The organism is Streptomyces sp. HD, from assembly GCF_028369295.1.
GTDB lineage: Bacteria > Actinomycetota > Actinomycetes > Streptomycetales > Streptomycetaceae > Streptomyces.
This window is the reverse complement of record NZ_JAQMYP010000013.1, coordinates 92,047-112,375: the sequence shown is the minus strand read 5'-3', so window position 1 is coordinate 112,375 and position 20,329 is coordinate 92,047. Positions and strand designations below refer to the sequence as shown.

The 20,329-nt window shown below is 70.5% G+C and carries 19 protein-coding genes; 10 read left to right on the top strand and 9 right to left on the bottom strand.

What is annotated here, in order from left to right:
• Nucleotides 1-170: 170 nt before the first annotated feature.
• The 4 genes from POF73_RS15365 to POF73_RS15350 form a co-directional block, all read right to left on the bottom strand.
• On the bottom strand, nt 171-908 hold the full coding sequence (locus POF73_RS15365) for a class I SAM-dependent methyltransferase (protein ID WP_272115321.1): 738 nt from the start codon (nt 906-908) through the stop codon (nt 171-173).
• Nucleotides 909-1,136: 228 nt separating this feature from the next.
• A complete protein-coding gene (locus tag POF73_RS15360) occupies nt 1,137-1,976 on the bottom strand; it encodes a hypothetical protein (protein ID WP_272115320.1) in 840 nt (279 codons plus the stop codon).
• Nucleotides 1,973-2,515: a SigE family RNA polymerase sigma factor gene (locus POF73_RS15355; RefSeq protein ID WP_272115319.1), complete on the bottom strand. Its 543-nt coding sequence runs from the start codon at nt 2,513-2,515 to the stop codon at nt 1,973-1,975. Before POF73_RS15355 ends, POF73_RS15360 begins: the two co-directional genes overlap by 4 nt.
• A gap of 75 nt (nt 2,516-2,590) precedes the next feature.
• Complete coding sequence (locus tag POF73_RS15350) at nt 2,591-4,048, bottom strand: MFS transporter (protein WP_443049521.1); 1,458 nt, start codon at nt 4,046-4,048, stop codon at nt 2,591-2,593.
• Between the two features lie 211 nt (nt 4,049-4,259).
• Here POF73_RS15350 and POF73_RS15345 point away from each other — a divergent pair, with 211 nt between their 5' ends.
• The 6 genes from POF73_RS15345 (at nt 4,260) to POF73_RS15320 (ending at nt 10,368) form a co-directional block, all read left to right on the top strand.
• The gene (locus tag POF73_RS15345) at nt 4,260-5,999 is read left to right on the top strand and encodes an MFS transporter (RefSeq protein WP_272115317.1); all 1,740 of its coding nucleotides are present in this window, start codon (nt 4,260-4,262) and stop codon (nt 5,997-5,999) included.
• 129 nt (nt 6,000-6,128) lie between these two features.
• A complete protein-coding gene (locus tag POF73_RS15340) occupies nt 6,129-6,779 on the top strand; it encodes a class I SAM-dependent methyltransferase (protein ID WP_272115316.1) in 651 nt (216 codons plus the stop codon).
• Between the two features lie 172 nt (nt 6,780-6,951).
• The gene (locus POF73_RS15335; RefSeq protein ID WP_272115315.1) at nt 6,952-7,914 is read left to right on the top strand and encodes an N-acetylmuramoyl-L-alanine amidase; all 963 of its coding nucleotides are present in this window, start codon (nt 6,952-6,954) and stop codon (nt 7,912-7,914) included.
• A 164-nt stretch (nt 7,915-8,078) separates the two neighbouring features.
• The gene (locus POF73_RS15330) at nt 8,079-8,906 is read left to right on the top strand and encodes a DUF5336 domain-containing protein (protein WP_272115314.1); all 828 of its coding nucleotides are present in this window, start codon (nt 8,079-8,081) and stop codon (nt 8,904-8,906) included.
• Between the two features lie 107 nt (nt 8,907-9,013).
• Nucleotides 9,014-10,027 carry an LLM class F420-dependent oxidoreductase gene (locus POF73_RS15325; protein WP_272115313.1) on the top strand — a complete coding sequence of 338 codons (1,014 nt, stop codon included), beginning with the start codon at nt 9,014-9,016 and terminating at the stop codon, nt 10,025-10,027.
• A gap of 47 nt (nt 10,028-10,074) precedes the next feature.
• Nucleotides 10,075-10,368, top strand: a complete 294-nt coding sequence (locus tag POF73_RS15320; RefSeq protein WP_272115312.1) for a hypothetical protein — start codon at nt 10,075-10,077, stop codon at nt 10,366-10,368.
• A 104-nt stretch (nt 10,369-10,472) separates the two neighbouring features.
• Here POF73_RS15320 and POF73_RS15315 read toward each other — a convergent pair whose 3' ends face one another.
• The 3 genes from POF73_RS15315 to POF73_RS15305 are packed head-to-tail and all read right to left on the bottom strand — an operon-like array spanning nt 10,473 to nt 13,749.
• Nucleotides 10,473-11,543 carry a prenyltransferase gene (locus POF73_RS15315; protein WP_272115311.1) on the bottom strand — a complete coding sequence of 357 codons (1,071 nt, stop codon included), beginning with the start codon at nt 11,541-11,543 and terminating at the stop codon, nt 10,473-10,475.
• Nucleotides 11,540-12,292 (bottom strand): class I SAM-dependent methyltransferase, encoded by a 753-nt coding sequence (locus POF73_RS15310; protein ID WP_272115310.1) that lies wholly within the window; start codon nt 12,290-12,292, stop codon nt 11,540-11,542. The genes POF73_RS15315 and POF73_RS15310 overlap by 4 nt, the downstream gene beginning before the upstream one ends.
• Nucleotides 12,286-13,749 (bottom strand): glycosyltransferase family 4 protein, encoded by a 1,464-nt coding sequence (locus POF73_RS15305; protein WP_272115309.1) that lies wholly within the window; start codon nt 13,747-13,749, stop codon nt 12,286-12,288. The genes POF73_RS15310 and POF73_RS15305 overlap by 7 nt, the downstream gene beginning before the upstream one ends.
• 210 nt (nt 13,750-13,959) lie before the next feature.
• Between POF73_RS15305 and POF73_RS15300 the strand changes: the two genes are divergently transcribed.
• Complete coding sequence (locus POF73_RS15300) at nt 13,960-14,580, top strand: TetR family transcriptional regulator (RefSeq protein ID WP_272115308.1); 621 nt, start codon at nt 13,960-13,962, stop codon at nt 14,578-14,580.
• Nucleotides 14,581-14,881: 301 nt separating this feature from the next.
• Here the strand turns inward: POF73_RS15300 and POF73_RS15295 are convergent, their stop codons facing one another.
• Together POF73_RS15295 and POF73_RS15290 are read right to left on the bottom strand one after the other, a co-directional pair.
• Nucleotides 14,882-15,115 (bottom strand): ferredoxin, encoded by a 234-nt coding sequence (locus POF73_RS15295; protein ID WP_272115307.1) that lies wholly within the window; start codon nt 15,113-15,115, stop codon nt 14,882-14,884.
• Nucleotides 15,116-15,118: 3 nt separating this feature from the next.
• Nucleotides 15,119-16,576 (bottom strand): aldehyde dehydrogenase, encoded by a 1,458-nt coding sequence (locus POF73_RS15290; RefSeq protein WP_272115306.1) that lies wholly within the window; start codon nt 16,574-16,576, stop codon nt 15,119-15,121.
• A 136-nt stretch (nt 16,577-16,712) separates the two neighbouring features.
• On the opposite strand from POF73_RS15290, the gene POF73_RS15285 reads away from it, so the two are divergent.
• From POF73_RS15285 to POF73_RS15275, 3 genes are all read left to right on the top strand, one after another.
• Entirely contained in the window at nt 16,713-16,970 is a 258-nt protein-coding gene (locus POF73_RS15285; RefSeq protein ID WP_272115305.1) for a hypothetical protein, read from the top strand.
• Nucleotides 16,971-17,050: 80 nt separating this feature from the next.
• Nucleotides 17,051-18,079: an MBL fold metallo-hydrolase gene (locus POF73_RS15280; RefSeq protein WP_272115304.1), complete on the top strand. Its 1,029-nt coding sequence runs from the start codon at nt 17,051-17,053 to the stop codon at nt 18,077-18,079.
• 325 nt (nt 18,080-18,404) lie between these two features.
• Nucleotides 18,405-20,036, top strand: a complete 1,632-nt coding sequence (locus POF73_RS15275) for a serine/threonine-protein kinase (protein ID WP_272115303.1) — start codon at nt 18,405-18,407, stop codon at nt 20,034-20,036.
• The last annotated feature ends 293 nt before the right edge of the window (nt 20,037-20,329 follow it).

Below are 20,329 nucleotides of genomic sequence, written 5' to 3'. Positions count from 1 at the left end.
CCCCCCTTCGGCCAGAAACAGGACTCGACTCCTGCCGATCAAGGTTGTTGAGACCAATGACCACAAGCAGAAGTCGCGCTACCGTTTCCTCTTCCCCGGTCGGCATCCATATACGCCCGCGAACACGCCATGCTGCCGTCCCGGACCGCTCTGCCGAGGCCCTTCAGCAACTACAAGACCGACTGTCGGCGGAACAACGCCGTCCACAGAAAGCTTTCCCCGAACCACGGTGAATCGGTCGGTTCATCCTGCATACGCCGGAGTTCGATCTCCGTCAGGTCCGAGAAGATCCGGCGCAGGGACTCGGGGGTGTAGGCGAGTCCGCCGTGCAGACGGGCGGAGCCGTAGAACTCGGCGTCGGAGAGCTCCGACCCCATGCCCCCGGCCACGAAGCAGGCGAGGGCGAAGTGGCCGTCGGGGGCCAGGGATCGGTCGAGCAGGGACAGATAGCTGATGCGGCGGTGTGGGGGCAGGTGGTGGAAGCAGCCCGAGTCGTAGATCAGGTCGTAGGGGCCGGCGAGTTCGGTACCGGCGAGCCTGAAGGCGTCACCGCAGCGGAAGTTGACCGTCACGCCCGCCTTGCGGGCCCGCTCCCCGGCCCAGGCCATGGCGGACGGCGACAGGTCCACCGCGTCCACCTCGAAGCCCCGCTCGGCGAGGTACAGGGCGTTGCGGCCGGGGCCGCAGCCCAGGTCGAGGGCTCGGCCGCCGGTGACGAGACCGCGGTCCAGGTAGGAGACCAGGTTCTCGTCGGGCTTGTCCGCGAAGAACGGCACGGGCTTGGAGCGGTCGGTGTAGAACTCGTCCCACCAGTCGGCGGCGCCGGTTGTCCAGCGGTCCGCCTCCTGCCCGAACATGCCGTCCAGGAGCCGCAGTACATCGTCCACCGAGCGAATGTGCCGGTCCATCCGGTCCCCCTTTCCGGTGCGGCGATCGTATGCCGGAGCTGCCTGAACGCCCAGGTCAGCGAGGGCAGGAGGGGCCCGGACAGACGCCGTCGACGGCCGTGTGCGGAGTGGGGGCGATGGACTTGGAGGCAGCCACCACAGGGGTGGGCGAAATCCCGGGAGCGCCTGCCCCACGGCCGTCAGAGCGGCGTTCTCCGCGACGCCGACCGGGTTTTGTTCACCTGCCCTCTACTTCGTCACCTCCGCCGACTTGTACTCCGTCCCCTCCGGCGCCAGGCACACGAACCAGTTCGTCGGCGATCCATCCGCCGGGCGGATCACCTGCTCGTCGGTGTTGATGTCGTATCCCTTGGGCACCCTGCGAACCTCGGTCGCCGTGCCGTCCGCCCAGGTGCAGCTGACACGCTGGGCGGACGTGGCGACCTGACCGATGACCAGGCGGTGAGGGGCGACGACATTCGGGTCCAGGGGGAGCGAGGCATGCTCGATGTCCTTGTCCGACAGAGTGTCCCCCTCGGCGAACGTGCCCAGCATCGTCACCGACTGCTCATGGTCCCCAACGTTGCGCCACACGAAGAACGAGCTCTTGCCGACCAGATCGGAGGACTGCTTCGTGTCCGCGGGCCGCTCACCATACGAGTAGTGACCCATCGCCGCCCATTGGCCCGCCGCCTCCGCCTCGTCGCGCGGCGCCGGCCACACGTCGATGACGACGGCCCACTCCTTGCCGTGGTCCACTCCGGTCGCCAGGGTGGTCCGCTGGGCTGTGTAAAGGTCTCGCTGCTCCTCCGTCGGCGACTGTGTGGCCGCCGGTGGCGTCGGCCGTCCGTCCCTTCCCTGCAGCCCGGCCACCGCAAGGCCACCGGTCGCCCCGGCCAGCACCAGAGCTGTCGCCGCGGTCACCGCCCACCGCCGTGCTCTGCGCCGCCGTCCGCCGCGCATCACCGCCTGGTAGGGGGCTATGCCGATCTCGACCTCGTCCGCGGCGTCGGCCAGCAGGAGGGCGATGTCCGTGTTGGTCATGTCGTGGCTGGTCATGCCGTGGTTCGTCTCCCGGTCCGCGCTCATCGACTCCGCCCTCCCTGCGTCACCATCTCGGCCAGTCCCGGTATGGCGCGGAGTTTCGCGATCCCCTTGGCCGCGTTGCTCTTCACCGCGCCGACGGAACAGCCCATCGCCTCCGCCGTCTGTGTCTCGGTCAGGTCCTCCCAGTACCGCAGGACCACCGCCTCCCGCTGCCGTGGCGGCAGTTGGGCCAGCGCCGGCAGCAGGGCGCCCCGGTCCTCGGCCTGGGCGATGCGGTCGCCGGTGTCCGGTACCTCGCGCAGCAGGCCGGAGTCGTCCTTCGGTGCGAGGAACTCCCTGAGCCGTTTTCGGTGTTTACGTGCGTGCGCGTTGATCATCACGCGCCGGACATAGGCCTCCGGGTCATCGGCCGAACCGACTCTGCGCCAGGCCACATAGACCTGTTCGAGCGTCGACTGGACCAGATCCTCCGCGGCGTGCTGCTCCCCCGTGAGGAGAAATGCCGTCCGCATCAGCCGCGGCCAGCGGCCGATGACAAAGCTCTGGAACTCCGAGTCCCGAGCCGCCTTGCGATCCCCCATGGGCACCTCCTTGATATTCAAAGGAGTCCATGGACCGCCCGGACCGTTGCCTCAAGCGCAGAGGTTTCTTCCGCCTCAGGCCGCGGAGCCCTTCCTCGGCAGCCACACCAGCATCAGCGCCGCCCCCACCAGCAGCACCACCGCCGACGTACGGAACACCAGCGCGTACCCCTCGGTCAGTGCCTGCGGCGTCTCCGCCGCCAACCCCGGCTTCCCGCTCCCCGCCGACCGCGCCGCCGCGATCGTGGACATCACCGCGAGCCCCAGCGAACCGCCCATCGTGCGGGAGGTGTTGACCAGCCCCGACACCAGCCCGGCCTCGCCCGGCCGCGCCCCGGACGTCGCCAGCGCCGCGAGCGGCGTGATGCCCAGGCCCGCGCCCAGCATCATCAGGACGCCCGGCACCATGATCGAGGTCACGTACCCGCCCGCCACGCTCAGCGTCGACTGCCAGCCGAAGCCGACGGCCGCGACGAGCGTGCCCAGCACGGCCACGTTGCGTGCGCCGACCGCCCGCATCAGCCGCGGCGCCAGCTTGGAGCCCACGATCACCGACAGCGAGCTCGGCACCAGGGCCAGGCCGGCCTCCAGTGGGGTGTAGTGCAGGACGTTCTGGGCGTACAGCGTCATGAAGAACCACATGCAGAACATCGCCGAGCCGGACAGGAACATCGCCACGTTCGCCGACGACACCGCCCGCAGCCGGAGCAGTCCGAGCGGCATCAGCGGAGCCGCCGTACGCGACTCGACGACGAGGAAGACGCCGATCAGAGCGAGACCGGAGAGCAGTGGTACGACCGTGGCGGCCGCCGCCCAGCCGGACGCCTCCGTCTGCGAGATGCCGTACGCCAGCGTGCCGAGGCCGGCGGTCACCAGCACCGCGCCCGGCAGGTCCAGTCGCCGCCCGTCGCGGTTCCGGCTCTCCGCCAGCCAGCGCACCGCACCGGCCAGCACCAGCACCCCCACCGGCACGTTGATCAGCAGCACCCAGCGCCACGACAGCACGTCCACCAGCGCTCCGCCGACGAGCCCGCCGGCCGCACCGCCGCCCGCGCCGACGGCGGTCCACGTCGCTATGGCCCGGGCCCGCGCGGCCCCCTCCGGCACCGCCGCCGTCACGATCGTCAGCGTCGACGGTGCCAGCACCGCCGCGCCCAGCCCCTGCACGGCCCGCGCCACCAACAGCTGCCAGTCCTGCTGGGCCAGCCCGCCGGCCAGCGAGGCCAGCGTGAACAGGCCGAGCCCCACGAGGAACATCCGCTTACGGCCGTACAGGTCCCCGGCCCGTCCGCCGAGCAGCATGAACCCCGCGAAGGCGATCGCGTACGCGTTCACCACCCACTGCAGACCCTGCGCGCTCAGCCCCAGATCGGCCCGCATCGACGGCAGCGCCACGTTCACGACGGACACGTCGAGGACGACCAGGAACTGCCCGGCGCAGGCGAGCGCCACCACCAGCCAGGCGGGAGGCGCGGCAGGGCGGGAGGTGTGGGTGGGGGCAGGGGTGCCGGCGGCTTCGAGCATGGGTGTCATGCTCTCAACGACCGGACACTCCTGGCATCAGGATTTCGGCCTAGGCCCACGCCCCGCCCTGCGGGCCCGGAGTCCTAGACCCGCCTCCCAGGAGCCGGAGTCCTGGACCCGTCCCCCAAGAGAAGGTCAAGAGATCAAGAAAAGGTCAAGAAATCGTTAGCTGGCCAAAGCATCGGAATAGTTGCCCAGGCACACCGGGTTGTCCACCCACATGACACAAACGACGAACGACCAGCCCACCGGCAGAGCGACCGGCGCCCTCGTCCCGGTCCTCGCCTTCGCGGGCATCGTTGTCGCGGTGATGCAGACCCTGCTCGTCCCGGTCATCAAGGACCTGCCGCAGCTGCTGAGCACCGCGCCCAGCAACGCCACCTGGGTCCTGACCTCCACCCTGCTCTCGGGCGCCGTCGCCACGCCGATCATGGGCCGTCTCGGCGACCTGTACGGCAAGCGGCGCATGCTGATATCCAGCCTGGCCGTCATGGTGATCGGCGCACTGGTCAGCGCGGTCACCAGCGACCTGATCCCCATGATCGTCGGCCGTACCCTCCAGGGCTTCGCGATGGGCGCGATCCCCCTCGGCATCGGCCTGATGCGCGACATGCTGCCCCGCGAGAAGCTCGGCTCGGCCATGGCCCTGATGAGCTCCTCGATCGGCGTCGGCGGCGGCCTCGCGCTGCCCGCCGCGGCCCTGGTCGCCCAGAACGCCGACTGGCATGCCCTCTACTACGGCGCCGCCGGCCTCGGTGTCCTCTCCATCGCCCTCACCCTCCTCGTCGTACCGGAGTCCAAGGTCCGCGCGGAAGGCTCCTTCGACGTCCTCGGCGCACTCGGCCTCTCCGCCGGCCTCGTCCTCTTCCTCCTCCCCATCACCAAGGGCAGCGACTGGGGCTGGACGTCGGCCACCACGCTCGGCCTGTTCGCCGGCTCGCTGATCGTCCTCCTCCTCTGGGGCGTCTACGAGCTGCGCACCCAGGCCCCCCTCGTCGACCTGCGCACCACAGCCCGCCCGGCAGTCCTCTTCACGAACCTCGCGTCGATCATGGTCGGGGTCTCGTTCTACGTCGTCTCCCTCGTCCTCCCCCAGCTGCTCCAGCTGCCGAAGGCGACCGGCTACGGCCTCGGCCAGTCGATGGTCGTCGCGGGCCTGCTCGTGGCGCCCCTGGGTCTGACGATGATGTTCACGGCCCCCGTCTACGCCCGCCTCTCCGCGAAGTACGGCCCCAAGGTCACCCTGATCCTCGGCATGCTGATCATCGCGATCGGCTACGGCGCAGGCCTCGGCCTGATGAGCGCCCCCTGGCAGAGCCTGGTCATCGCGGTCGTCCTGGGCGCCGGCATCGGCCTGGCCTACTCCTCCCTCCCCGCGCTGATCGTCGGCGCGGTCCCGGCCTCGGAGACGGGCGCCGCGAACGGCCTCAACACGCTGATGCGTTCCATCGGTACGTCCGTGTCGAGCGCCGTCATCGGCATGGTGCTGGCCAACACGGCGAACACCGTGAACGGCGTCGAGATCCCGACCATGCACGGCTTCCGCCTCTCCTTCCTGATCGCGACCGCCGCGGTGGCCGTCGGCCTCCTGCTGGCCCTCTTCCTCCCGAAGCAGCGCCCGGCCGCCCACCCGCAGCTGCGCGCCAGCAGCGAGGAGGACGCCAACCTGGAGCGCGCCGAGGAGGCCCTGCGCGGTTTCCGCGGCCGGGTCCTGGACGCCGGAGGCACCCCGGTGCCCCGCGCCAAGGTCACCCTGATCGACCGGCGGGGCCGCCAGGCCGGGGCGACCCTGTCCGCCCACGACGGCAGCTACGCCCTCACCGTCCCCGCCCAGGGCTCCTACGTCCTGGCCGCCCGCGCCGACGGCCACGCCCCGCTCGCCTCGTCGGCGACGCATGCGGGGGACGAGAGCGCGGTCGACCTGGACCTGTCGTTGCCGGCGGAGACCGTCACCGCCTGAGGTCCTGCTCACGTCACGCCCCCCGTCGTCCGTACGCCGGGGGGCGTGGTGCACCATGGGCGCCCACACGGTCGTACGCAGCACCCATCACCCACGGCCGATGACGTCCGTACAACCGGAAGGACCCCCATGGCCCCGGCCCCCAAGCCCGAGATCCTGGCCGCGTTCGAGGCGGCGAAGGGCTTCATGCCCGTGGGCGAGGGGCTCGCGCTGTACGCGGCGGCCGTCGAGGCGGGCCGCCTCGGCCTTCCCCTCCTTGAGGTCGGCACCTACTGCGGCCGCTCCACGATCCTGCTCGCCGACGCCGCCCGCGAGGCCGGGGTGACGGCCCTCACGGTCGACCACCACCGCGGCAGCGAGGAGCAGCAGCCGGGGTGGGACTACCACGACCCCGAGACGGTCGACCCCGAGATCGGCCTGATGGACACGCTGCCGACGTTCCGCCGCACGCTGCACCGGGCGGGCCTGGAAGACCACGTGATCGCCCTGGTCGGCCGCTCCCCGCAGGTCGCGAAGGTCTGGGGCACCCCCCTCGGCCTGGTCTTCATCGACGGCGGCCACACCGACGAACATGCGAACGCCGACTACGAGGGCTGGGCCCCGCATGTCGCCGAGGGCGGACTGCTCGTCATCCACGACGTGTTCCCGGACCCGAAGGACGAGTTCACCGGGCAGGCCCCGTATCGCATCTACCTCCGGGCGCTGGAGTCCGGGGCGTTCACGGAGATGTCGGTGACGGAGTCGCTGCGGGTGCTGAGGCGGACCGGGGCGGGGATCTGATCCGCGGCGCCCGATCTGCACGGCCCGATCTGCACGGCCTCATCCGCGGGGCCCGAACTGAGCAGCCTGATCCGCGGGTCTGACCTGCGCGTCTGATCTGCGAGTCTGATCTCCCGCGCGGCTCGGCCGAGGCTTCCCGCGAAGGCCATGGTCGCCCCGTATGGTGGCAGGCGTGTCGTACGTAGGTCCGGACTTCGATCCTCCCCAGCCCCGCCGCCGTCGAGGCCGCGCCCTGACCGTGGCGGCCGCAGCGCTCGTGCCGGGGGCACTGCTGGGATGGGTGATGTACGAGGCGATGGGTGACTCCGCCGACCCGGACGGGTCGGGCAACGCGGCCGTACGACCGTCGGACACGGCACCGACGATCTCCGCGACGAGCGACGACAAGCCGCCGGGCCCGACCCCCACCGACGACCCGACGGCCGACTCCACCTCCGCCCCCTCAGCCCCCGCCGCCTCCGGTTCCCTCAAGGGCAAGGTCGTCGTCATCGACCCGGGCCACAACCCGAACAACTTCCAGCACACGACCGAAATCAACCGCAAGGTGAACATCGGGACGAACTGGAAGGAGTGCGATACGACGGGCACGTCCACCAACGACGGCTACACCGAGGCGAAGTTCACACTGGACGTCGCCCACCGGTTGCGCACGCTGCTCCAGGAGCAGGGCGCCACCGTGAAGTTCACCCAGGACGGCGACCGTTCCTGGGGCCCCTGCGTCGACGAACGGGCCGAGATCGGCAACAAGGCCCACGCCGACGCCGTCGTCTCCATCCACGCGGACGGCGCGAGCGCCGGCCAACGCGGCTTCCACGTCATCCTCCCCGGCAAGGTGGACGAGGGCGCCGCCAACACCGGCCCCATCGTCGCCCCTTCCCGCGACCTCGGCGAGCGCATCGCCGGCTCCTTCGTCCGCGTCACGGGCAGCGCCCCCTCCAACTACGTCGGCGCCGGCACCGGACTCGTCACGCGTAAGGACCTCGGCGGTCTCAATCTGTCAACGGTTCCCAAGGTGTTCATCGAGTGCGGCAACATGCGCGATAGCAAGGACGCGGCACAGCTCACCAACGGCGCGTGGCGACAGAAGGCGGCGCGGGGGATCTCTGATGGAATCGTGAGTTTCCTGCGCGGGTAGTGATCGCCGGGCTGATCCCGGCGGACACCCTCGTCGGTCGGACGATAAGGTCGTCCATACGATGAGGGGCCACCCCTGCGCTTCACACCGGGGCCTGACGGCGACATGGTGACAGCGACGCCTCCAGCGATGCCGATGACGAGACGACTGACGAAGGACCTGAAGTGAATATCCGCTCCCTCACTAGAGGCGACGGCGTGGTGATCGGAGCAGCGGTTTTGCTGTTCATCGCGTCTTTCCTCGACATCTACTCCGTCGATGGGGCCCCTGACAGCGCTGAACTCCCCAACTCCTGGGAGAGCGGACCGGTCCTGATGGGGGTCGTCCTCGCGGGCATCATCGGCGCCGCCCTCATCGTCGTCTCCCGCGGCCTACCGCAGGTACCCAAGGTGGCCGGCCTCGACCTCGGCCAGTTCGGCACTGCATTCGCGGTCTTCGCAGCCTGGGCCGCCCTCGGGAACATCTTCGACCCGCTCGGCGGCACGAACAACGTCGGCAGCTCCGGCTCGGACAATGGCGTCAGCGCGGGCACCGGCCTGATCCTCGCTCTTATCGCCACCCTGGTGATGGCCGCAGCCGCCATCGCTACCTCCCTCGTCCCCGCCCTCCAGGCCGCCCTCCTCCCGGCCCCCCGCCCCGCCGCTCCCCAGCCCTACGGCGGGCAGCCGCAGGGCGGTTACGGCTACCCGGGTGCGCAGCAGCCGCAGCCGCCGTACGGTGGGCAGCCGCAGCCCGGGCAGCCCTTCGGGGGTGGGCAGCCACAGGCGCCCCAGGCTCCGCAGGCTCCGGCCGCTGACTTCTCGCCGTTCTGGTTCGCCGTGCCCGTGGCGCGTCCGCTGTTCGCGGAGGACGGCTCGCCGACCCCGATCGCCGAACTCGCGCCGGGCACCTGGTACCTGGCCGTCGAGCAGCGCGGCCCGGCCCTCGTCGCGCAGACCCAGGACGGCCGTCGTGGCGTGCTCCAGGACACCTCGGGTATCCAGCGCGGCTGAGCATCGAAAGCCGTAGGACAGCGGCCCCTCACCCTTCCCGGTGAGGGGCCGCTGTCGTACAGTCGCAGCCCCTAAACCCCTATCTGACGTACCGTCAGGAGGCAGGTATGCGGCTCGGGCTCGCACTCGGCTACTGGGGGCGCGGCCCCTCTCCGGACCACGTACAGCTCGCCCAGGAAGCCGAGCGGCTCGGCTACGAATCCGTCTGGACCGCCGAGTCCTGGGGTTCCGACGCCTTCACCCCGCTCACCTGGATCGCCGCGCAGACGTCGAGGATCAAGCTGGGTACGGCCGTTGCGCAGATGGCCGCCCGTTCGCCCACCACCACGGCCATGCACGCCCTCACCCTCGACCACCTTTCCGGCGGCCGGATGATGCTGGGGCTCGGGTTGTCGGGGCCGCAGGTGGTGGAGGGGTGGTACGGGCGGCCGTTCCCGAAGTCGCCGCTCACCGCGACGCGGGAGTACGTCGACGTCGTACGGCAAGTCCTCAAGCGTCAAGCCCCCGTTGAACTCGACGGACGCTTCCACTCCCACCCGTACCGCGGCCCGGACGCCACCGGTATCGGCAAGGCCCTCAAGCCCATCACCCACCCCCTCCGCCCCGACCTCCCCGTCCTCCTCGGCGCCGAGGGTCCCAAGAACGTCGCCCAGACCATCCGGATCGCCGACGGCTGGCTGCCGCTGTACTGGTCGCCGAGCAGGCCGGAGGGGGTGTACGGGGAGGCGGTGGCCGATCTGCCGGAAGGGTTCGTCGTCGCCCCCATGGCTCAGGTGCGGGTTTGTGACGACATCGCCGAAGGGCTGCTTCCCGTCAAGGTCATGCTCGGCTTCTACATCGGCGGCATGGGTCACGCGGCCCGCAACTTCCACGCCGATCTCATGGGGCGGATGGGGTACGAGGAGGAAGCCCGGCGGATTCAGCGGCTCTTCCTGGACGGGCACAAGGAGGAGGCCGTCCTCGCCGTCCCGGACGCATTCGCCGACGAGATCTCTCTCGTCGGTCCGCGTGAACGGATCGCCGAGCGGCTGGAGTTGTGGCGGAAGGGGCCGGTGACCGATCTGCTCGCCCTCTCGCCCGACCGCCACACCCTGCGTGTGCTCGCCGAGCTCAACTCATAGCCCAGCGCGCCGGGTTTCATTCAGGGTTCAAGGGCTACCCGGAGGGCATGTCCCCTCGATATCGCAACGGTGCCAACCAGGCCGGCACGGTCATCGCGATCGTCGCCGACGTCATGGCCTTCATCCTGGGCCTGTGGATCCTGATGTACCTACTGGACGCCAACCGCGCGAACGACCTGGTCCAGTTCATCCATGACGCGGCGCGGTGGCTGGCGGGTTGGTCGCACGACCTGTTCACCTTCGATGCGGAGTGGGCGAGGGTCGTGGCGGGCTACGGCCTGGCGGCAGTCGTCTACCTGTTCGTGGGCCACGCCATAGCCAATCGAGTACACCGGCACTGAAGCGCCCCGACTGGGGCGCGGGGCTGTATCGACTTGCGGCTCCGTCGCATGGGCGCGACCAGCCACAGACGACCCGCGCCCACCATCCGGCAGAAACCGAACGCTCAGGCGCAGCAGTCCGGGTCCAGTCCCATCGGCAACCGGTCCCCGCCGAACACCGCGCACGTCGCCTCGTGCCCGCCCAGCGCGGCGACGGCCAGCAACAGCGACCCCGCCGTCCAGGTCGTCAGCTCGCGCGGCCAGATGGCGTCGTCGTCGAAGACGTACCCGGTCCAGTACAGCCCGCTCTCCGCGTCCCGCAGATGCTGGATGGACTGGAGGATCTCCAGCGCCCGGTCCGACTCCCCCATCGCCCACAGGGCGAGCGCGAGTTCGGCCGATTCACCGCCCGTCACCCAGGGGTTGGGTACGACACACCGCACTCCGAGCCCGGGAACGACGAACCGCTCCCAGCTCTCCTCCATCCGGGACTTGGCCTCGGCGCCCGTCAACGCCCCGCCCAGCACCGGGTAGTACCAGTCCATCGAGTAGCGGTCCTTGTCCAGGAACCGCTCGGGGTGGCGGCGGATCGCATGGCGTAGCGCACCCGCGGCCAACTCCCAGTCCGGCTGGGCCTCTTCCCGCTGTTCGGCGATGGCCAGAGCGCAGCGCAGCGCGTGGTGGATCGAGGAGGAACCGGTCAGCAGGGCGTCCCGAGTCGCCGTGCCGTCCTCGTCGCGCCGCCAGCCGATCTGCCCGCCGGGCTGCTGGAGCCGGAGGACGAACTCGATCGCGGAGTAGACGGAGGGCCACATGCGATCGAGGAACGTGTCGTCGCCGGTGGAGAGGTAGTGGTGCCAGACGCCTACGGCGATGTAGGCGACGAAGTTGGTCTCGCGCCCGGTGTCGGTGACGTCGTCGAAGGCGCCGTCCTGGTAGCCGGCGTACCAGGAGCCGTCGTCGTTCTGGTGTGTGGCCAGCCAGTCGTACGCCCGCTCGGCCGCGGCGTGCTCACCGGCGGCGTCCAGGGCCATCGCCGCCTCGACGTGGTCCCACGGGTCGAGGTGGTGCCCGCGGAACCACGGGATCGCCCCGTCCTCCCGCTGTACGGCGAGGATCCCCGCCACGGTCGCGGCGGCCTGCTCGGCGGTGAGGACCCCGGGCAGGACGAGGTGTTCTGTCCGGGGGGTGGTCACTTGGCGGCCACCTCGGAGGTCTCGGACAGCCGCGGCAGGTGCGGCTTGGTCGCGTACGCCACGAAGCTCTTGCCGATCAGCGGGTTGAGCGCCTGTTCGGCGACCCGGGTGGCCAGCGGTTTCTTCATGATGTCCCAGACGAGCAGCTTGTGGTACGCGCGCACCGGCAGCGCCTTGTCGTTGTCCACGCCGAACGCGCACTTCAGCCACCAGTAGGGGGAGTGCAACGCGTGGGCGTGGTGGGTGCCGTACGGCTTCAGCCCGGCTTCCCTGATCTTCCCGAGCAACTCGTCCGCCTTGTAGATGCGGATGTGGCCGCCCTCGACCTCGTGGTACGCGTCGGACAGCGCCCAGCACACCTTCTCGGGGCCGTAGCGCGGGACGGTGATGGCGATCCGGCCGCCGGGCTTCAGCACCCGGACCATCTCGGCGAGTACGCCCTTGTCGTCCGGGATGTGCTCCATCACCTCGGAGATGATGACGACGTCGAAGGACTCGTCGGGGAAGGGGAGGGCCAGGGCGTCGCCCTCCATGGCGGTGGCCGTGGCTCCCTCCGGCGCCTCGCCCGCCTCCTTCATCGCCGCGAACCACTTCGCGACCTCGCGGATCTCCTCGCCGTTCTGGTCCAGCGCCACGACCTGGGCGCCGCGCCGGTAACACTCGAAGGCGTGCCGGCCGGCACCGCAGCCGAGGTCCAGGACGCGGTCGCCTGCGGCGAGCGGGAACCGGGAGAAGTCGACGGTCAGCACGTGGCCCTGCTTTCGGGGTTGGATGCGGCGAGTTCCTTGGCGGCGAAGGTCTGGGGGGCCGCGGGGCGGTCCGGTCTCGGGCTCGCGGCGGAGCGGGCCTGCTCGGTGCCCGCCATGGGGGTCCCCCCGCGCGAGCCGGTTCGAGCGTGGGAGAGGGCGATGGCCTCGCGGTACCGGGCCACCGTGCCCTCGGCGGCGCGCGCCCAGGTGAAGTGCCGTAGCACCCGTTCACGTCCGGCGGTGCCGAGCCGTTCGCGCAGCTCCGGGTCGGCCAGCAGTCGGTTCAGCCCGGCGGCCAGTGCCCCCGCGTCGCCCGGCGGTACCGCCAGACATGTCTCGCCGTCCCGTCCGGCGACCTCGGGGATCGCCCCGCCCGTCGTGGCGACCAGCGGCGTCCCGGTCGCCATGGCCTCGGCGGCCGGCAGGGAGAAGCCCTCGTACAGCGACGGCACGCACGCGACCTGCGCCGAGCGCACCAGGTCGACGAGCTCGGCGTCGGAGATGCCCTTGACGAACTCGACGGCGCCTTCGAGGCCGTACCGTTCCATGGCCTGCGCGACCGGGCCCTCCTCGGGCCTCTTGCCGACGACCACGAGGTGGGCGTCGGGGTGCTCGGCGCGGACCTTGGCGAGTGCCTCGACCAGGAACACCAGGCCCTTCAGCGGGACGTCGGCGCTGGAGGTGGTCACGATCCGGCCCGGTATCCGGCGTACCGAGGGATCCGGCGAGAACAGGTCGGTGTCCGCGCCGATGTGCACCACGTGGATACGGTCCTGCCGTACGCCGAGATGGTCGACGATCTCCTCGCGGGACGTGCCCGACACGGTGAGGACCGACGGCAGGCGGCGTGCCACCCGCTTCTGCATGCGGGTGAAGGCGTACCAGCGGCGCACGGACAGCCGCCGGCGCCGGCCCTCCGCCGCGTCCAGCTCCAGTTGGCGGTCGACGGTGATGGGGTGGTGGATGGTGGTGACGAGGGGCGCGCCGACGTCGCCCAACAGGCCGTATCCCAGCGTCTGGTTGTCGTGCACGACGTCGAACTCGCCGCGCCGGGCACGCAGATGGCGGCGGGCGCGGAGCGAGAACGTCAGCGGTTCGGGGAAGCCGCCGGTCCACATGGTCGCGACTTCCAGCGCGTCGATCCAGTCGCGGTACTCGTCGCGCCCCGGGGTGCGGAAGGGGTCCGGCTGGCGGTACAGGTCGAGGCTGGGGAGCTCGGTGAGGGTGAGGCGGTCGGCGTAGTCGGCGCCCTCGTCGAGGACGGGGTACGGCTGGGAGCCGATGACCTCTACGCGGTGACCGAGGCGGGCGAGCTCGCGGGAGAGGTGCCGTACGTAGACGCCCTGGCCGCCGCAGAACGGGTTCCCTTTATAGGTGAGAAGCGCGATGTCGAGCGGTCGCTCGCCGTCGGCGGCAGGGTCCTCCGAGGGCCCGGCCTCCCTGGCCTCAGCGGTCACTCTGGGCCCCCTTCTCCCTGCATTGTCCCGCGAGATTACGCGGGGAGGCTAATCTAGAACAAGTTTCAGACTTGATCGTTCAAGAGGCTCTGAATCTACCGGCAGGTAGTGCCGCTGTGAGCGATGGATCAGGTGATTCACGCCACGGCCGCCGCCCTGGCATGCTCTGTCCGGTCACCCACCCTCACCGACTGTCACGGAACGGGACCCATGCCTGCGGAAGCCAGTAGCGCGAGCCCCTCCTCCCCGCCCCTCACCGAGCGGCAGGAGGCCCGGCGGCGGCGGATTCTGCACGCCAGCGCGCAGCTCGCCAGCCGGGGAGGTTTCGACGCCGTACAGATGCGGGAGGTCGCGGAGTCCTCACAGGTGGCCCTGGGCACCCTCTACCGCTACTTTCCGTCCAAGATCCATCTGCTGGTCGCGACGATGCAGGACCAGCTGGAGCACATGCACGGCACCCTGCGGAAGAAGCCGCCGCAGGGGGAGACGGCGGCCGAGCGGGTCGCGGAGACCCTGATGCGCGCCTTCCGCGCCCTGCAGCGCGAGCCGCATCTCGCGGACGCCATGGTCCGCGCCCTGACCTTCGCCGACCGCAGCGTCTCCCCCGAGGTCGACCAGGTCTCCCGCCAGACCACGGTGATCATCCTGGACGCGATGGGCCTGGAGAATCCGACGCCCGAGCAGCTCTCCGCCGTCCGCGTCATCGAGCACACCTGGCACTCGGCCCTGATCACCTGGCTCTCCGGCCGCGCCTCGATCGCCCAGGTCAAGATCGACATCGAGACGGTGTGCCGCTTGATCGACCTGACGAGTCCGGAGGGACACAGCTGAGGCCGAAGGACACAGCTGAGACCGAGGGGCACAGCTGAGACCGAGGGGCACAGCTGAGACCTACGAGACGGGTTCCCTTCGCCGGTATGGTCCGGATCAGGTTCCGGGGGTCGCCGTCCGGCCCGACTGCTGCCTTCCGGCCTCTCAGCCCGGACCGTCGATGTCGGCCCCAGCGGAAGCCGTCTGCTTCTCGCCAAAGTCGGCTACTCCGGTTCGGACTCCCTCACTCGTCCCGTAGGCCGATTTCCAGAATAGAACACCCAACCGGAAATGAACCCTCTGAAAAGGGATTTTTCTGGCGTTATTCCTCCGGCGGAAAGACCGGCTCCCCACCCTCCAGCATCGTGATCACGATCGCCTCCACCGGGCAGCTCTCCGCCGCCGCGAGGATCCGTTCGTTCGCATCGGTCTCCGGGGCGGCCGGATGGGACTGGCGGCCGGTGTCGAGGCGGAAGCCGTCGGGGGCGTGGTGGACGCATTGGGCCGAGCCGATGCACACCGACCGGTCGACCTCGACATGCCAGCGGTCGCCCATCCCCTACGCCTCCCAGCCCGCCGGGAGGTGGATCATCTTGTGCTCCAGGTACTCGCCGTAGCCCTCGGGGCCGAACTCCCGCCCCAGCCCCGAGTTCTTGTAGCCGCCGAACGGGCCCAGCATGTCGAGGCTGAAGGTGTTCACCGAGTAGGTGCCGGTACGGACCTGGCGCGCGACCTCGATGCCGTGCGCGGTGTCGGCCGTCCAGACACTGCCGCTCAGGCCGTAGTCGGAGTCGTTGGCGATCTTCACGGCCTCGGACTCGTCGCCGTAGGGGAGCAGGCAGATCACCGGGCCGAAGATCTCCTCGCGGGCGATCCGCATGGAGTTGTCGACATCCCCGAAGAGGGTCGGCTCGACGTACCAGCCCTTGTCCAGCCCCGCCGGGCGCCCGCCGCCGGTGAGGATCTTCGCGCCCTCCTCCTGGCCGATCCGGATGTAGTCGAGGTTCCTGCGCTGCTGCCGCTGCGCCACCAGCGGGCCCACCTGGGTCGCCGGGTCCAGCGGGTCGCCGACCACCAGCGCGCCGGCCGCCGCGGCGAAGGCCTCGGCGAACTCGTCGTAGCGGGAGCGCGGGAGCAGGATGCGGGTCTGGGCCACGCACGCCTGGCCGTTGTTCATCCAGGCCGCCGGAACGACACCGGCGACGGTCGCCTCGACATCCGCGTCCGGCAGGACGACGGCCGCCGACTTGCCGCCCAACTCCAGTGTGACGCGGGTGAGATTGCGGGCGGCGACCTCCATGACGCGCTTGCCGGCGGCCACCGAGCCGGTGAAGGAGACCTTGTCGACGGACGGGTGCCCGACGAGATACTCGCTCACCTCGCGGTCCGCCGGGAGGATGGACAGCACGCCCTCCGGCAGCCCGGCGTCCTTGGCGATCTCGGCCAGGAGGTAGGCGTCCAGCGGTGACTCGGGCGACGGCTTGAGCACCACCGTGCAGCCGGTGAGCAGCGCGGGCGCGAGCTTGGCGGCGGCGACGAACTGCGGGACGTTCCAGGGGACGACGGCCGCCACGACGCCGACCGGTTCGCGCCGGACGAGGATCCTGCCGAGGACGCCGTCGCGTGTCTCCTCGTAGGTGAAGTTGCGCGCGACCGTGATCGCCGCGTCCCACACCATCATCGCGCCGAGGGCCTGGGCGAGGACGCTCCAGGAGTACGGGGAGCCGTTCTCGGAGGAGATCACGCGGGCGATCTCCTCGTGCCGTACGGCGATGCCGTCCTTGATGCGGGTGACGATCTCGATGCGCTCGTCGAGGCTCATCCGCGGCCAGGGGCCCTCGTCGAACGCCTTGCGCGCCACCGCGACCGCGCGGTCGACGTCGGCCGGCGAGGCGTGCGGGACACGTCCGATGGCCTCTTCCGTATGCGGCGAGATCACCTCGATGACGCCCTTGCCCAGGGGGTCGGTCAACTCCCCGCCGATGAACAGCTGTCCGTGTTCCACGAGCTCGGTCATGGCCGACTGCCTCCCCGGAGCCTGACTCTGACGATCCATCAGATACACGGAACTGATACCAGTTCCACCCGGAGGAGTCCACGGAGCGCACACACCTCGGCCCTACGCTGATCAAGTCGGGGAGGGGAACACGGAGATGACAGCACGCAAGCGCCACTGGGCGGCGTTCGCCTCGGCGATGACGGTGGCCGTCTGCGGCACCGTATGGCTGGGGGCGTCCTGGGACGACGTGCGGCGCGGCAACGGAGTGTCCGTGGACCGGGAGACGAAGAGCCCGGAGGAGATCAGGAAGTACTGGACCCCCGAGCGCATCAGACAGGCCGAGCCCATGGAGATGCCGGCCTGGGACCCCTGCGAGCACTTTCCTTCCCAACTGTCGCCCGACTGCTGGTAGATGACTCGGGCTCCCATCGGAACCCGTTCTAGTTATAGTGAACCGGTCGGCCGGAACGTGTCGCGGCGATTGGGGAGCCCATGACGCAGGTGTACGACCACGGCGGCGGCGTCCGCTCCCTCCAGGTCCCCATCCCTGACAACCCGCTCGGCCACACCCTCGTGTACGTCGTCGACACCGACCGGGGCCCGGTGCTCGTCGACACCGGCTGGGACGACCCGGCGTCCTGGGACACCCTCGCCGAAGGGCTCGCGGCCTGCGGCACCGCGCCCGCCGAGATCCACGGCGTGGTCATCACCCACCACCACCCCGACCACCACGGCCTGTCCGGCAAGGTGCGCGAGGCCTCCGGCGCCTGGATCGCGATGCACGCGGCGGACGCGGCGATCGTACGGCGCACCCGGACGACGCGGCCCGAGCGCTGGTTCTCCTACATGGCGGCCAAGCTCACGGCGGCCGGCGCCCCGGACGCACATGTGGCTCCGCTGCGCACCGCCCGCCGGCCGAGCACGCTCCCCGGCTTCTCCCCCGCCGCGCCCGACCGTGAGATCGTCCCCGGCGAACTCCTCGACCTCCCCGGCCGCCGCATGCGCGCGATCTGGACCCCGGGTCACACGCCCGGCCATGTCTGCCTGCACCTGGAGGAGGACCATCCGGCCCGGCTCCCGGGCCACGGCCGCCTGTTCTCCGGCGACCACCTGCTCCCCGGGATCACCCCGCACATCGGCCTGTACGAGGACCCCGACGACACGACCGTCACCGACCCCCTGGGCGACTACCTGGCCTCCCTCGAACGTGTCGCCCTCCTGTCCCCCGCCGAGATCCTCCCGGCCCACCAGCACACATTCACCGACGCACCCGCCCGGGTACGGCAGTTGCTGGACCACCACGAGTCCCGCCTCACCGACCTGCGGACCCTCCTCGGCGAGCCCCTCACCCCCTGGCAACTCGCCGAGCGCATGGAGTGGAACCGCCCCTGGGACCAGATCCCGTACCCCTCAAGGAACATCGCGATCGCGGAGGCGGAGGCGCATCTGCGGCGCCTGGTGAAGCTGGGGAGGGCGGAGGCGGTGGCGGGGAGCGAGCCGGTGACGTACGTGGCGGTTTGAGGAGGCAACAAGGTGGGGGGCATGCCTTGCCCTGCTCCCATGAACTGCGGGTGATGATCCCGTAGTTGCTGTACTCGCCGATGCAGATCCGCCACCAGCAGCCGTGTGCCGTCGGCGATCTCCAGGTCCACGTCGCGTGTGGTGCCCTCACCGTTGGGGTTCCAGTAGGTCTTCGAGGACGGGGTGACCGCAGGCCGCCACACCTCCGCGTGCTGGCCGGCAAGACCCTGGCCAAGAGGCCTGTCGCGGCCCGGGCCGGTCGATACGCTGGAGGGCGGCCGTGAACCGGGGGCAGGGCTGGGGGGGCGGGGGCATGGATCCACGGATGCAGCTGTCGTTGGACGGGTACGTCTGCGAGCGCGAGCTCGGCCGGGGCGGGCAGGGTGTGGTGTGGCTCGCCCGGGACCGGACGGGGCGGCAGGTCGTGGTGAAGCTGCTGCTGCCGGGCAAGGAGTACGACAAGGTCGCGCTCGCCCGGGTGCGCCGGGAGTTCGGCGCGGCGAGCCGGGTCGGCGAGCTGGCCACGGCGCGGGTCCTCGACGCCGACCTGTCCGGACGACATCCCTACATCGTCAGCGAGTTCGTCCCGGGTCCCACGATCCACCAGCATGTTGCGGCGGGCGGCCCACTGCCCTCCGGGCGGCTCCAGTCCGTGGCGCTGGCCGTCGCGCACGCTCTGGCACAGGTCCACCGGGTGGGTGTCGTGCACCGGGACATCAAACCGTCCAACATCCTGCTCTCCCCGGACGGACCGCGGATCATCGACTTCGGGATCGCCCGTGACGACCGGTTGCTGGAGTCGGCGCTCACCACACCGGGCAGTGTGCTCGGCTCGCCCGCCTACATGTCGCCCGAGCAGATCCAGTCGCTCCGGGTCACCAGTGCCTCCGACGTGTTCTCCCTGGGTGGCACGCTGTACTACGCCGCCACGGGGCGGCATCCCTTCGGCGGGGAGAGCGATTACGAAGTGCTCGTCGCCGTGTGCGAGCGCGACGCGGATCTCACGGCGGTGCCGGAGCCGGTCCGTTCGGTCATCGCCGACTGTCTGCGCAAGGACCCGGCGGAACGCCCCACCGCCGCCCAGCTCGTCACCCGGCTCGCGGAGGCGACGCAGGGAAGAGAGGACGCGGGGACGGAGACGGGTACGCCGCAGCCACAGGATCCGCCATCGCCACCACCCGGGCGCCTGAGCGGCGGCCCCGGCCTGAGCGCCAGGCAGCTGAGTCTGTGGGGGTTCGCTGCCGGCAGTGCCGCGGTGGCCGTGCTGCTGGCCATCGTGCTGAGCACCACCTCCGGGGGATCGCCGGCGCAGAGCGGCCCGCAGACCCATGGCTCGGCTTCGGTGAGATCCCAACCCCGCTCGTACACCGACGACTTGACCGACTCGGGCGACTGGTCGCACAAGGACCCGGCCCTGGGGAGGATCACGCACAAGGGCGGGACCATGCTGGTGGATCCCAGGACCCAGCTGGAGGTGTGGCCGCAGGCGCCCTTCGAGCCGTCCTCGTTCGCGGTACGGCTGGACACCCAGACGGCCTGGTACGGGGGCGACGGCGGGGTCGGGTTGTGGTGCAACGGCTCCGGGGACTACGGGAAGGGATCGCGTTGGGCCACCTATCTGACCACGGACCAGGAGGCCCTGATCGTGCGCGAGTTCCGGTTCGAGGGAACCTTCCAGCATGACCGGGTCGTCGAGGTCGACCTCGCGGACGTCGGCCTGAAGGTGGCGAGTCAGCAGCAGGTCGGCATGTCGATGACCTGTTCCTCGGCCGGCGACGGCCGGATCAAGGTGGAGCTCGCCGTCGACGGCACCCGGGTCGCCTCGTACACCGGAAACGCCTTTGCCGAGCGGGGCTGCGGTGTGGCCGCCTTCCACTACAGCGCGACCGCTGCACAGGGCACTGCCTTCCACGCGGGTTTCGAGCGCTTCACCGCATCCGAGCCGTCGGCACGCTGACCGAGCGAGCCGCTCGCCCGGCCGGAGCCGGGCGGCGCCAGGGTGCACCGAAGGTTCCCGCCCGCACAGGCGGCCCTCAGCGTCCGGGTTACGGGCGGGTAGAGTGTCGGCGTCGTCATCACACCCGTACAGGGGGAAGCCGGTGCAAATCCGGCACTGACCCTCCCCCAGTGCCTTAAAGGCCTGGGAGGTACCCCCACCCGTGAACCGGGCCCGCCCCGCGGACCCGTGAGCCGGATCGCCCTGTGCGGATTCGTGACCGGCTCACGTACCCCGGCAGTCGGCCGGAGTGC